Origin of the sequence: Congregibacter sp. (assembly GCF_045107095.1) — a bacterium.
In the GTDB taxonomy this organism is placed as follows: domain Bacteria; phylum Pseudomonadota; class Gammaproteobacteria; order Pseudomonadales; family Halieaceae; genus Congregibacter.
This window is the reverse complement of record NZ_JBGCFU010000096.1, coordinates 1-12,190: the sequence shown is the minus strand read 5'-3', so window position 1 is coordinate 12,190 and position 12,190 is coordinate 1. Positions and strand designations below refer to the sequence as shown.

At 52.8% G+C, this 12,190-nt stretch carries 12 protein-coding genes and 1 riboswitch; of the genes, 8 read left to right on the top strand and 4 right to left on the bottom strand.

The features are described 5' to 3' along the window. Nucleotides 1–54 precede the first annotated feature (54 nt). The 4 genes from AB8B76_RS12485 to AB8B76_RS12470 all read left to right on the top strand — a co-directional run bounded on the left by AB8B76_RS12485 (nucleotide 55) and on the right by AB8B76_RS12470 (nucleotide 2,053). Nucleotides 55–339: a hypothetical protein gene (locus tag AB8B76_RS12485; protein WP_405272923.1), complete on the top strand. Its 285-nt coding sequence runs from the start codon at nucleotides 55–57 to the stop codon at nucleotides 337–339. Beyond that, nucleotides 339–599 (top strand): helix-turn-helix transcriptional regulator, encoded by a 261-nt coding sequence (locus AB8B76_RS12480; protein ID WP_405272922.1) that lies wholly within the window; start codon nucleotides 339–341, stop codon nucleotides 597–599. The genes AB8B76_RS12485 and AB8B76_RS12480 overlap by 1 nt, the downstream gene beginning before the upstream one ends. A 9-nt stretch (nucleotides 600–608) precedes the next feature. After that, nucleotides 609–1,034, top strand: a complete 426-nt coding sequence (locus AB8B76_RS12475) for a PH domain-containing protein (protein WP_405272921.1) — start codon at nucleotides 609–611, stop codon at nucleotides 1,032–1,034. A 212-nt stretch (nucleotides 1,035–1,246) separates the two neighbouring features. Next, nucleotides 1,247–2,053: an SDR family NAD(P)-dependent oxidoreductase gene (locus tag AB8B76_RS12470; RefSeq protein ID WP_405272920.1), complete on the top strand. Its 807-nt coding sequence runs from the start codon at nucleotides 1,247–1,249 to the stop codon at nucleotides 2,051–2,053. A 50-nt stretch (nucleotides 2,054–2,103) separates the two neighbouring features. On the opposite strand, the gene AB8B76_RS12465 is transcribed toward AB8B76_RS12470, so the two are convergent. Beyond that, nucleotides 2,104–2,280: a hypothetical protein gene (locus tag AB8B76_RS12465; protein ID WP_405272919.1), complete on the bottom strand. Its 177-nt coding sequence runs from the start codon at nucleotides 2,278–2,280 to the stop codon at nucleotides 2,104–2,106. 137 nt (nucleotides 2,281–2,417) lie between these two features. Further along, a riboswitch (SAM-I-IV-variant riboswitch) is annotated at nucleotides 2,418–2,519 on the bottom strand. Between the two features lie 146 nt (nucleotides 2,520–2,665). Between AB8B76_RS12465 and AB8B76_RS12460 the strand changes: the two genes are divergently transcribed. Next, nucleotides 2,666–4,813, top strand: a complete 2,148-nt coding sequence (locus AB8B76_RS12460; protein WP_405272918.1) for a TonB-dependent siderophore receptor — start codon at nucleotides 2,666–2,668, stop codon at nucleotides 4,811–4,813. A gap of 13 nt (nucleotides 4,814–4,826) precedes the next feature. Continuing rightward, nucleotides 4,827–6,704 (top strand): PepSY-associated TM helix domain-containing protein, encoded by a 1,878-nt coding sequence (locus AB8B76_RS12455; protein ID WP_405272916.1) that lies wholly within the window; start codon nucleotides 4,827–4,829, stop codon nucleotides 6,702–6,704. Nucleotides 6,705–6,728: 24 nt separating this feature from the next. On the opposite strand, the gene AB8B76_RS12450 is transcribed toward AB8B76_RS12455, so the two are convergent. Both AB8B76_RS12450 and AB8B76_RS12445 read right to left on the bottom strand, forming a co-directional pair. Continuing rightward, complete coding sequence (locus tag AB8B76_RS12450) at nucleotides 6,729–7,394, bottom strand: glutathione S-transferase family protein (RefSeq protein WP_405272914.1); 666 nt, start codon at nucleotides 7,392–7,394, stop codon at nucleotides 6,729–6,731. Nucleotides 7,395–7,435: 41 nt separating this feature from the next. Next, nucleotides 7,436–8,995, bottom strand: a complete 1,560-nt coding sequence (locus AB8B76_RS12445) for an arylsulfatase (RefSeq protein WP_405272912.1) — start codon at nucleotides 8,993–8,995, stop codon at nucleotides 7,436–7,438. A gap of 227 nt (nucleotides 8,996–9,222) precedes the next feature. Between AB8B76_RS12445 and AB8B76_RS12440 the strand changes: the two genes are divergently transcribed. Further along, entirely contained in the window at nucleotides 9,223–10,512 is a 1,290-nt protein-coding gene (locus AB8B76_RS12440; protein ID WP_405272910.1) for an amidohydrolase family protein, read from the top strand. 45 nt (nucleotides 10,513–10,557) lie between these two features. Then, on the top strand, nucleotides 10,558–11,889 hold the full coding sequence (locus AB8B76_RS12435; RefSeq protein WP_405272908.1) for a serine hydrolase domain-containing protein: 1,332 nt from the start codon (nucleotides 10,558–10,560) through the stop codon (nucleotides 11,887–11,889). A 31-nt stretch (nucleotides 11,890–11,920) separates the two neighbouring features. Here the strand turns inward: AB8B76_RS12435 and AB8B76_RS12430 are convergent. Beyond that, on the bottom strand, nucleotides 11,921–12,190 hold a 270-nt coding region (locus AB8B76_RS12430), incomplete at its 5' end, for a DbpA RNA binding domain-containing protein (protein WP_405272906.1).

Here is a 12,190-nt window from a genome sequence, read left to right as displayed (position 1 = left end):
GCGTTATGCGGCCACCGCCTTGACATATCTAATAGGGTATATAACCTTTAAAATATGTGGTCGATCTTCGAACATAGGCGCTTAGACAAGCAGCTTGCAAAAGCACCGCTAGACGTCCAGAAGCGCTACGAAAAGTGGAAGGACATTGTTGAGATTTCTGGCCCCGACGGACTAAGGCTCATCCGAGGTTTTCGAGATGAGGCACTTCGTGGAGATTGGAACGGTTACCGTTCATCTCGCCTAGGTCAGCAGCATCGGGCTATCTATAAAGCCTATGGCGATCGACTAGAGGTTATTGTGGTAGAGGTGACACCTCACGACTATCGAAGGAGGTCTTGATGAGCGAGATTCGTAAAGCAAAGCGTCGGGTGGCGATCTCTCCAGGAGAGTCCGTTAGAATCATTCGAGAGCTACAAGAGCTCAGCCAGAACCAACTCGCGGATCTGGCCGGTATGCCGCAGTCCACTATTTCAGCTATTGAGCGGGGTCGCGTGAACATCGGTGTGGATCGTGCAAAAACCTTAGCTCGTGTTTTGAAATGTCATCCAGCAGTGCTTGTTTTTCCGGGTTGGGATACAGATGCGGAATCCGCCGCATAAGTAGCTGTTATGTTTCTTGAGGATCGAAACATGATCGTATTCAAGTCAAAAATAGATCTATGGCTTCTGCTTACTCTGTTTTTCTCCATAGCAGTGTCAATTGCGACAGCTTATGTAACCTTTAAGCAGTCAGGCACAGTAAATATCGTAATTGCGGTAATAATCTTGGTTTTTGGTGGTGGTCTACCGGCGTGGTTGTTTTCGGGCACGAAGTACGTCGTTTCCGATGACAATTTACGAGTTAGTTGTGGGCCATTCTCCTGGTCTATTCCTGTGTCGGAGATAACCTCCGTTTCGGAAACTAGAAATCCACTATCGAGCCCAGCGCTCTCTCTCGATAGGTTGGAGCTCAGCTATACACATGGGAAATCTATAATGCTGTCACCGTCTGATAAGCAAGCGTTTAGGGAAGCAATTGGTCATCCCGAAACATAACAAGTCAAGGCAGCAAGGGCGCTTCGCGCCGGGACGGTCAAATCGCTGCGCTGCTTGCCGCCACAGCCTGAAGGGTTATGTGTACTTGTAAAGCTAGGCAGTATTCCTAATGAATTGGAAAGTATTCGCTACAGTATTTGGCACTGTTTTTTTTGGCAGAGCTCGGTGACAATGCGCAACTGGACACAGCGACACGATGCGACAGAGAGACCATGAAATCTTATTCTGACAAAGTGGTTGTCATTACTGGCAGCGCGGTAGGCATTGGCTTTTCTTTGGCAAAACAATTTGGGAGCGAGGGAGCCAAGGTCGTTGTTTCGGGACTGCCGACAGATGATATTGAAAGTGCTGTAGAGAGACTGAACGACCTAAACATCACCGCTGCCGCAGTAGCTTGCGACGTAAGCAATCGCCATGACGTAGAAAACCTCGCCGACTTTGCGGTCAAAGAGTTTGGAACTGTCGATGTGCTTGTTAACAACGCGGGGGTTTCACAGAAGCCCAGGCCAATTATCGAAATGGACCTCGCCGAATTTCGGAAAGTCCACGAGATAAACATCTATGGTGTGTTACACGGAATTCAGGTGTTTGGAAAAAGATTCATAGAGCAAGGTACACCTGCCGCCATCTACAATCTCGGTTCAGAGAACAGCATCTACCCCTGCGTACCCTCCGCGCACGCTTACGTTTCATCGAAGCATGCCATTTTGGCGATCACCGAATTGCTAGCCGAAGAGGTGCCCAGTTTTATCGATGTGGCTTTGATCATGCCGGGTTTAGTTAAGTCTGAAATGACCCGAGGGCTGGGCCTGGGAATGGAGACAGATGATTTCAGCAAAATCATTCTTGATCAGCTCAAGGCCGGCGAACTCTATGCGGTTTCACATTCTTACAACAAAGTCCGACTTGTAGAGCGCTTTGAAAGATTGAGTGCGGCCTTTGACAAGTATGCGCCACGAGAAGCTAATGACGAAGATCTGGATATTCGCACGATCGTTTCAAGACTTCAGAGAAACTAGTGTCATAACTGGCACAACTGTCATAACAACACCATGAATGGGCTTCAGCGTCAGATCGCGAGTTTACGAAGATTGTAGATGAAGCCATCACGGCCGGTGAGCTTGGTCGCACCCAAAGAATACACAACGGGATTAAGGCGGAGCTTGCGTGGCATTCCAAACAGCTCATCGGTGTAACAGTCGGTAACGGTAAGGATCTCTATCCAAAGCACGCTTTGGTCGACCACAAATTGGCTTCGCACCTTTGTCGGGACGTCGATCCCAGCGTGGGGCACGTGCGTAACTATGAGCAAAACTGTATCGGATACATAGGGCCTCTCCTCAAATGTAGTGCAACTGCTGCAACAAAAGAGAGCCAAAAAACAGAAACTTGATTGATTCCCGAAAGGCCACATCACCCCGAAGAGTCGAACACCTTGCCAGGTAGGCAGGTTGGCGGGGCATTAACCCTCTCTTGATGCCGAGCGATATCTCATACGCGTAAGGCGAACGAGGGAGGAGTACGACCCATCCCCACACCACTCAGCCACAAAAACCATTCACCCTATTGTAATTTTCTTAATACTAAATGATAATCAATCTCATTAGTATTTAGATTCAATAGGAGCCTCCGTGAAACACCCCTTTACCCGCAACACTCTATTCGCCGCCACCCTGCTTGCAAGCATTTCAGCCGCAGCGCAAAACGACCCACAACTCGAAACAGTGATCGTGACCGGCAAGTTATCGACATTTGGAGCCACAAAGTCAGACATCCCCATCCTTGAGACCGCGCGATCAGTATCCATCGTTCCTGCGGAAGAATTTCTGGAACGTGGCGCACTTACCCTTGATGACACACTGAACTACACGGCCGGTGTGGTAGGTGACACTTTTGGGTTTTCCACCCGCGGAGACTTTCCCCGCGTTCGCGGCCTCGACGTCCCGGAGTATCTCGACAACATCCAGGTACTCTTCGGCTTTTACAACAATGCCCGCTCAGACATCTATACCTTGGAGCAAGTAGAAATCTTGAAGGGCCCTGCGTCAGTACTCTATGGACAAGGCTCCCCCGGAGGACTAGTGAACACCGTGAGCAAGCGCGCGGGGCGCGATAACCTCGAGCGTGAATTCATGCTCGACTTCGGTAGTCAGGACAGACTGCAGGCAGCGACCGATATCGGGTTTAGAATCAGCGACGATGGCAAATGGAGCGGCCGCTTTGTTGGCGTTTATCGTGACAGCGAAACTCAGGTCGATTTTGTCGATGACGATGCTTTGGTGTTAGCGCCTTCGGTCACCTATCAGACCGACCGCACAACGATGACCGCGCTGGTGAACTACACCGATCGCGAGAGTGACACTGCCCACCAATTCTTACCACTCTCGGTAAGCGGCTGTGCAGACTCGTCAGTACAAATCTCCGAAGCCAACGTATGCGCCGGCACCAGCGGAGCCGAGGTACCCGCATCACGCTACGTGGGCGAACCCGGGTTTAACACTTACGATACAGAGTCCCTATCCGTCACGCTGTTCGGCGAACATGTTCTGAACGATGTTGTGTCCTTTGAGGCCACAGCGCGATACCGCGACAGCGAAGCGGACTATCGACAAACCTGGGTGTCATTTCTGGGGGCGGGCAACCCAAGAACCCTCCCCGATGGCTCTGCTATAGGTCGCAGCTGGTACGACGCGCCAGCGTCCTCCGAGCAATACGCTATTGATGCACGTACCCGCTTCAAATTTGAAACGGGCAGCTTCAGACATGAAGTATTGGTGGGCGTTAACTATCAGGACGTAAACACGCGCACCGACGCCGCGTTTCTTTACGCACTACCCACCACCTTTAACGTACTCAACCCTCAGTACGGCGAGGACCCACTACCAACTGTCGCCGACTTTGACGCCGCGCGAGGCACCTCCCAAAGCGACACAGAAACCGTCGGTTTTTACATCAATGATCAAATCGAGGTGGGCAACTTTGTTGTCACCGCGGGCTTGCGATTTGACGATGTCGAAATCGACAACGGCGGCGAGATACAGAGCGATGATGCAGTGTCGCTCTCGCTTGGTACGCTATACAAAACAGATATCGGCTTGAACCCCTATATCAGCTACTCCGAGTCGTTTCAGCCCATTGTTGGCACCGACGCACTCACTAACTCAGCTCTCGAACCCCAAGAGGGCGAACAATGGGAAGTGGGCTTTAAGTGGCAACCCAGGGGTACCCGCACCTACGTGACCGCCGCCTACTTTGATATAGAGCAATCGAACTTACCCAACCCCGCGGATCTCCCCTTTGCCGCAACGCAGCAAGAAGGCGTGGCCGAAATCAGCGGCTTTGAGATTGAGGCGCAAACTGTCTTGGGCAATGTTTATCTTGACGCTAACTTTAGTGTCTTGGACACCGCAGACCCTGATGGCGTGACCTTTGCCAGTATCCCCGAAGAGCAAGGCTCGATATGGGCTACCTGGCGTCCGACCGAGGGACGTCTTAACGGATTCAGCCTAGGCGCAGGCGTTCGCTACGCTGGCGAAAACCAGAGTAACGGGACGGCTTTCCTCCCCGCTAATGGCTTTGCACCCACCCCGGTGGAAGTTAACACCGATGGCTATACCCTGGTGGATGCGCTGGTCGGTTACCAGTGGAAGTCCACTGCTTTAACGCTGAACCTTCGCAATGCATTTCAAGAGGAGTACTACGGCACCTGCCTTGCCCGAGGTGATTGCTTCCCGGGTGAAGAGCGAACCATCGTAGCCCGAGTTACCCACAACTTCTAACCGGGGCGCTGTGATGTTATCCGTAATCGGGTCTTCCTTAGTGGGGCTGGGCGTCGCTATTTTGTACGCAACATGGCGCGCCGCCCTGCCCCGCCACGGGCGCGTTATCGGCTGGGCGAGCATTGCGCTGGGCACTGGGGTTTGGTCATGGGCGACCGGAGCTGATCGTGGAATCGCTATAGCACTCATTGTTCTGTGTATTAGCGCCCTTTGCTGTGTTGCTGTTTCTGGATCTATCGCATTCAGTACGCCGCAGGAAAAAACAAAAACACAGCCTAAAAAAAATAAGCGCGCTCTAGGAGATCAGCGTAGCGATGACGCTGGGATTGCGAGAAGTCAAAGCGTCGGCTGGATGGCCAGCAAGCGCCTGAGCTGGTTGCTGACAGCGGGACCCGTTGCCGCCTTATTGGCCTTGAGCACCGCACTGGCCAGTCACCAGATGCTTATCTGGGCAGGTACTCTCCCTGAAAACGCACTGGTTACAGAACTATTCCTGTTTCCCGTGCTCTGGGGCTTTTTAACGGTGTGGAGCCTGATGGCGCAGAGTTTTAGTGGGAACACGCAGACTGTGGCCAAAAAGAAAAACAAAGCGAAGACGGTGCAACGCGCGCTATCTGCCCATGGCGTCCTCGGCGTCGCTATCGCAGCGGGTCTCTATTTAGTCTGCCTGAGCGGCACAGTCAGTGTCTTTAAAGATCAGTTGGAAGTCTTTGAGCAAAGAAAGGAGATACCGCAGGTATCAGCTCTCAATGGCGAAGAACTCCTGAAAGCTTCCCGTGAAGCCATAAAACTGGATCCCGATACAAAGCATTTAGTCGTCTACCCCCCCACCCAAAAAAAGAACACCGCAATAGTGGGAACCGACAACAGATCCCACTACGCGGACGCCAAAGGGCGACTAGCACTGCAGAAGGTACATCCTTGGTCCAGCTTTCTCATAGACCTCCATTACTACCTCAATCTGCCCCATAGCTTTGGAATGATCGTCGTCGCCATTTTTGGGGTACTACTGTTCGGCATGTCTTTATCTGGCTTGCTGGCTCACCCCAACATCGTTAAGGATGCATTTTCATTTCGTCGCGGAAAGTCATCGCGACTTATGCACACCGATATCCACAATCGGCTGAGTGTTTGGACCATGCCTTTCCATTTGAGTAATTCGCTCACCGGGGCAATGATCGGCCTGGCCAGCATCTCGGCATTCGCCATTGCCTCTCTTAACTATGAAGGAGATACCAGTGCGGTTTTCGCGCCGGTCTTTGGGAGCGAACCCCCAGTCGACTTGCGCTCTGCACCCATCGCGCGAATGGATTTAGCCCTTCTTCACGTCCAAGAGAACTATGCATTTACAAAACCAGTGCTCCTGGTACTTCATGATCCGAATACCGAAGGTCAGTATCTGCAAATTTTTGCGGAGCATCCCGATCGCCTCATATATGCCGAAAAATACAACTACAACAGAGACGGTGAGTTTCTGGGGACAGTAGGTTCAGCCGACGGAAGCATTGGGCAGCAGGTGGGCGACTCGGTGTACAAGGTGCATTTTGGCTCCTTTGGCGGTATGCCAGTAAAAATCGCCTATGCACTCTTTGGCATATGCCTTTTGTTCATCATTCATTCAGGTATGCGCGTGTACTTTCTAAAGCGCCAAGCTAGAGAAAAGAACACAGCGGGGATGTATGGTGCATGGCTGGGTATCGCTCTTGGCGCTCCATCGGCCCTGGCTCTGACACTACCCGTCAGCTTGGTGCTCCCGCTAACGCAGGCGCAGCTCCAGCTATTGTTCTGGCTTGGCTTAGTCTTGGCGGTTTGCTTTGGATTCTACCGGGGCTATCGCTCCGACAGCAGGGCCGCCTTGGCAGCAAGCCCTGTTGTGCAGCAACTCGTCTGATCAACTTCAGACTGAGGCAAACAATTACATCCCATAGCGCTCTTTGATGTAGGCAAAAAACGCAGGGCCGTTGGCTTCTCTGTCAGCATCGACCTTTCGCGCAATGTCGGTGTCCGCCATCATCTCCTGCCAGTCCTCGATACCGTCGATCTCTGCGACAAAATCTCGCTCGAGGAGCGCACCAGCCAAAGCCACCACACCAACGACATAGCGCAAGTAAATGTCAGCCATCGTTAGCTTGCTGCCCATTACATAGGGATCAAACTCTGCAAGGCTGTTAAGCGCCGCGATACCTTTGGTAAGAGCATCGCTCACTTCCTTAGCCAATGCGTCGGGCACAGGACTCTTGCTGATTGAAAATGGAATGAGTCGTCGTCCTGCCAACTCTAAATAAAGTTCAGAGACCTTAATGACCTGACGAACTCTCGCGCGGTCATAGTCATCGGCAGGGTACAGCGGCGAGTTAAAGGGGTAAGCATCCTCAAGGTAGTCGCAACAAACCGTCGATTCGCTCATGCACTCACCGTGCTCGGTGGTCATTGCAGGGACCTTACCGAGAGGACTTATCTCTAAATAGGCATCGTCAGCACCAAACTGCTGCACTTCCTCAAAAGGCAAACCTTTATGAAGCAAGACGTGCTTAACGATGTTGTAGTAGTTGCTGTAAGAAAAGCCGTATAACTTGATCATGTACCTTTAATCCTTGATTCGTTTAATGTGGGTAGCACAGTCTACTTTACCGCCGGCGGCTGCATCGCCTTCATCTGAAGCATTTGCTGCATACGTTCCATCATTCCATCAACGGAGAAACTGGCTACGGCCTGCCTTGGTGGAAACTCCCGAAAGGTCATCAACCATTTGCCGACTTCTTGCTGTGTAGGTACGAACAGCCAGATCTGATCTGCAAAGAACCGCGTGTATAAACTGGAATCCAAGGATGTTTCATAAGGATCTGTGCGTAGATTCACCATCTGCGGAAAATTCAGCGCCTCGCGACTCCCGCCCCATCCATCTTTCTGAACGCCAAAGTGGATTTTCCAATCGTTCCAGCGAAGCGCGTTAAAGTTAGCGTTGTCATCAAAGTAGAAAATGTTGTGGCGAACACCCGGACCTGTGCCAGCGAGCAAGTCTGTTTGATCAAACCCATCAAGGTGCACCCGAAAAGACTTCTCACCGGCTCGGTGGCCCTTGCGCAGCTTACTGGCGATATCCGGCTCTCCCGCCGCTGCTAAAAATGTCGGCAGCCAATCCTGGTGAGAAAAAATATCGTTGATCACAGTGTTTTCTTCTACAACACCCGGCCAGCGTATGAGTGCGGGTACACGAAAGCCCCCTTCCCAGGTCGAACCTTTCTCCCCACGGAAGGGCTCAGCGCCACCATCGGGATAGGTATTGGTTTGCGAGCCATTGTCCGTTGAGTAAACAACGATGGTGTTATCGGCGATCCCCAGAGCGTCCAGCTTGTCTAAAACACGACCTACGTGAAAATCATGCTCCATCATGCCGTCTGCATACAAGCCGTAGCCCGACTTGCCCTGCCACTCGGGCGCCAGACGAGTCCATACATGCATACGCGTAGTGTTCAGCCATACGAAAAATGGCTGCTCGTTGGCATGGGCCGTATCAATGAACGCGAGTGCGGCATCGGTAAATTCTTTGTCCACGGTCTCCATACGCTTACGAGTAAGCGCACCCGTATCTTCTATCTTGCCGTCAGCGTAAGAGCGTATAACTCCTCGTGGAGCGAAGCGGCGCCGGAACTCGGGATCTTTAGGGTAAAAATACGTCTCAGGCTCCTCCTCTGCATTCAGGTGATAGAGGCTGCCGAAAAATTCATCAAAACCATGATTGCTCGGCAAAAACTCATCCTTGTCACCCAGATGGTTCTTACCGAACTGTCCTGTGGCGTAGCCATGAGGTTTAAGGAGCTCCGCAATTGTAGGATCCTCTGCGCGCAAACCAATGTCGGCGCCCGGCAAACCTACTCGTAAAAGCCCGGTACGCAGCGGATGTTGTCCGGTGATAAATGCGGAACGGCCTGCGGTACAGCTCTGCTCGCCATAGTAGTCGGTGAACATCGCGCCGCCCTTGGCAATACGATCAATGTTGGGAGTCCGGCTACCCAACATCCCGCGGTGGTAGGCGCTGATGTTCGACCAGCCTATGTCATCGCCCCAGATGACGAGTATGTTGGGTTTGCTATCAGCTGCAGAGACTAACCCTGAAAACAGCATCGACAGACATGTCGCGCAGACTGTGCGCAGCAAGGACTCAGAAGACAGTCGCTTCATTTCGAATTCCTCTTGTTATATTTTTTATCGCTGCCTCACTAACAATCCCGTGGATCGCGAAGCGTATTGACGAGGGACTGTATTAGAGCCGTGCGTAAATGTCACCCACTGATCGACCTCGGGCAAACAGCCACTTGAGGCCGAGTAGGAACATGCTGGGCCTGCTATGCTTGATCACCTATAAAAAAACCAACACTCGACAGGCACGCACCCTGCCAGGAGAACTCATGCAAACCAAAACCACAAAACTCGTGCTCGCCATTAGCGCTGCTCTTGCCATGGCCCCCGCGCTGGCGGACACCCAACTCATTCACGCCGGTGAGCTCCTCGCCGTACCCGGCAAGAAGCCGCTCGAAGAGCAAACTGTCGTTGTAGTTGATGGTCGTATCAGCGAAATTGTTGACGGCTATCAAAGCGCTGGTGAATACAACGCCGACAGCGTCATTGATCTCAAAGACAGCTTTGTCATGCCAGGACTTATGGACATGCACGTACACCTTCAGGGGGAGTTGAGCCCCGACAATGATAGCCGCTCCCTTCGCTGGTCCGGCGAACTCGTGCAGATGTATGGCTATCACAATGCGATGACGACGCTCATGGCAGGCTTCACCACCGTGCGAGACGCAGGCTCAATGAATCAGCAAACCTACGCTGTGCGCGATGCTATTAATAAAGGCTGGATTGACGGCCCCCGAATCATCGCTGCGGGTGGCGTGGGCATTACTGGTGGTCACAATGATGTAAGCGGGACCAAGCATGAGTTCATGGAGCTGATGACCGACGAATCAGTCTGCGACGGGCCCTATGACTGCCGCCGCGCCACACGAAACGGCATCAAGTACGGCGCTGACTTCATCAAGATCACCTCTACCGGCGGTGTGCTTACCGACCGCGCGACCGGCACGGGCAAGCAAATGGAAGATGACGAGCTGGTAGAGGTAGTCCGAGCAGCTCACAGCATGGGACGTAAGGTCGCCAGTCATGCTCACCAAGAGGATGGCATTATCGCGGCGCTCAAAGCGGGAGTAGATAGCATTGAGCACGGCACCTACGCAGGCCCTGCCGCGATCAAAGAGTTCAAGCGCACTGGTGCTTACCTAGTGCCTACTCTGCTGGCCGGTGCGACGGTCGGCGAGATGGCAAAAATGGGAGGAATTCTGACTCCCGCCCAGGCAGCCAAGGCAATAGAAGTCAGCACCGCAATGCAAGGTAACTTCGAGAAAGCGCATAAGGCCGGCGTAAAAGTCGCCTATGGCACTGACACGGCTGTTTCCAAGCATGGCCTTAATGCGCGAGAAGCAGAGCTCATGAACAATGCGGGCATGAGCGAGATGGACATCCTGGTGTCGGCGACGGTCAACGCCGCTGACCTCATTGATATGAGCGATAGCTTGGGAACCATTGAAGCAGGTAAGCATGCCGACATTATTGCAACTCGGATCTCGCCTTTAGATGACATCAAGGCCTTACAGAACGTTGGGTTTGTGATGAAAAGCGGCAAGGTAATGAAAGAGTAACCGTAGGATGAAAGAGTAACTGTAGGATGAAAGAGTAACTACGCGATGAAAGCGCAGCGGTTAACCGCTGTCTTGTTTGCAGTTTTGTTCCTCCACTCCGCCTCGGCAGACGATGCGATAGCTGAACTGCAAACCATCGTTGCAGGCACAGATGTAAGCTCGAGCTTGAGCGGTCTGCAGATTAGTCTGCTCAAAAGTGGCGAAGCGACCGAGGGTTATGCCCTTGGCTTTGCGCAAATAGAGTCAGGCGTAAAAGATCCCTTACGACGGGATCACAAAATCCGAATCGCCTCAATCTCAAAGCTCGTGGTTGCTATCGGTGTGCTGCAACTGCTTGATGCCGGCAAGCTCGACCTTGACCGCGACCTATCTGATTATCTCGGCTGGGAACTGCGTAACCCCAATTTCCCTGACGAGGCTATTACGGCCCGACAATTGCTTTCACATACCTCCTCGATCCGCGATGGATCAGCGTATTTTATCGCCGCCGGGACGGGAGAGCTGCGCGACTTTTTTACACCCGGCACAGACTATTGGGAAAACGGTGATCACTTTGCCAGCGGCACTGCGCAAGCACCGGGCGAGTTCTTTTACTACTCCAACCTGAACTTCGGTCTTTTGGGGACAGTAATAGAGCTGCTGTCCGGGCAGCGTTTCGATCAGTACATGGCAAACAGTGTGCTTATACCCATGGGGATCAGCGCGCGCTTCGATCCTTGTGAGATTCCACCCTATCAGCGGGCGGCGGCGTTTCGAAAAGGAATAGATCCCGGCGGGTGGGACGATCAGAGCGATTGGCTGTCACAGGTCGATGGTGCACAGCCGAGCTGTTTTTACGGAATGCGAGATACAGCGTTCGCGCAGAAGTTTCTGAGCAGCTACGTGCTTGGCAGCAATGCGACAATCTATTCACCCCAAGGGGGCTTACGCGCCAGCGCAGATGACCTAGTGGTGGTGCTCAAAATGCTGATTAATCGCGGAACAGCGAATGGCAAACAGATTTTGACTGCAGCAGCCGTGGACGCCATGCTCGCGCCCGATTGGGACTTGAATGCGGATCGCAGCAACGGATTGTCCGCGGGTGAGGCAGAGCCGGGCGGCCCTACCGATGGGCTCATGACCAGCTACGGGCTATCGGTACATCGAATCAATACGAGAGAATGGGGCTTTACGCAGGGACCCGAACTCCTCGTGGGCCATCTTGGAGAGGCCTACGGCGTGCTCAGTCACGCTCTCATCGACCCGGAGACCGGTGACGGCATCGCGACAATTGTTACGGGCACGGCCAAGAATCCGGCCCACGCTCCGCCGGGGAGCAGCCCCTTGTATCGGGTGGAGGAAGAGATTCTTCGCTGGTGGTTAGAGCGGAACGACTAAAGCTTAACTCTTTAGTCTTAACTCCTTACTCTTAAGCCAGCGGCGGTGCCTTACGCTTTCGTGGCCCCTTTTTCTTGGGCGTGTCTTTCTGATCGCCTTCAGCAGGGCTCGACCCCTTTGCCGATTTTTTGGGCTTAGCGCCGGGGCGTGAGATTCGAAGCTTCTGCCCACTTACCCAGACTGTTTGCAGGTGTTTGAAGATTTCCTTGGGCATTCCCTCGGGCAAATCCACAAAGCTATGATCGTCTTCAATCTGAATGCGTCCGATGTACTCCGCATCAACTTCCGCTTCGTTGGCAAT

What these genes read in the sequence shown, in the direction of transcription:
- AB8B76_RS12475 (WP_405272921.1), top strand. Translation starts at nt 609, where the DNA reads ATGTTTCTTGAGGATCGAAACATGATCGTATTCAAGTCAAAAATAGAT.
- AB8B76_RS12470 (WP_405272920.1), top strand. Translation starts at nt 1,247, where the DNA reads ATGAAATCTTATTCTGACAAAGTGGTTGTCATTACTGGCAGCGCGGTA.
- AB8B76_RS12455 (WP_405272916.1), top strand. Translation starts at nt 4,827, where the DNA reads ATGTTATCCGTAATCGGGTCTTCCTTAGTGGGGCTGGGCGTCGCTATT.
- AB8B76_RS12485 (WP_405272923.1), top strand. Translation starts at nt 55, where the DNA reads ATGTGGTCGATCTTCGAACATAGGCGCTTAGACAAGCAGCTTGCAAAA.
- AB8B76_RS12480 (WP_405272922.1), top strand. Translation starts at nt 339, where the DNA reads ATGAGCGAGATTCGTAAAGCAAAGCGTCGGGTGGCGATCTCTCCAGGA.
- AB8B76_RS12450 (WP_405272914.1), bottom strand. Translation starts at nt 7,394, where the DNA reads ATGATCAAGTTATACGGCTTTTCTTACAGCAACTACTACAACATCGTT.
- AB8B76_RS12445 (WP_405272912.1), bottom strand. Translation starts at nt 8,995, where the DNA reads ATGAAGCGACTGTCTTCTGAGTCCTTGCTGCGCACAGTCTGCGCGACA.
- AB8B76_RS12440 (WP_405272910.1), top strand. Translation starts at nt 9,223, where the DNA reads ATGCAAACCAAAACCACAAAACTCGTGCTCGCCATTAGCGCTGCTCTT.
- AB8B76_RS12435 (WP_405272908.1), top strand. Translation starts at nt 10,558, where the DNA reads ATGAAAGCGCAGCGGTTAACCGCTGTCTTGTTTGCAGTTTTGTTCCTC.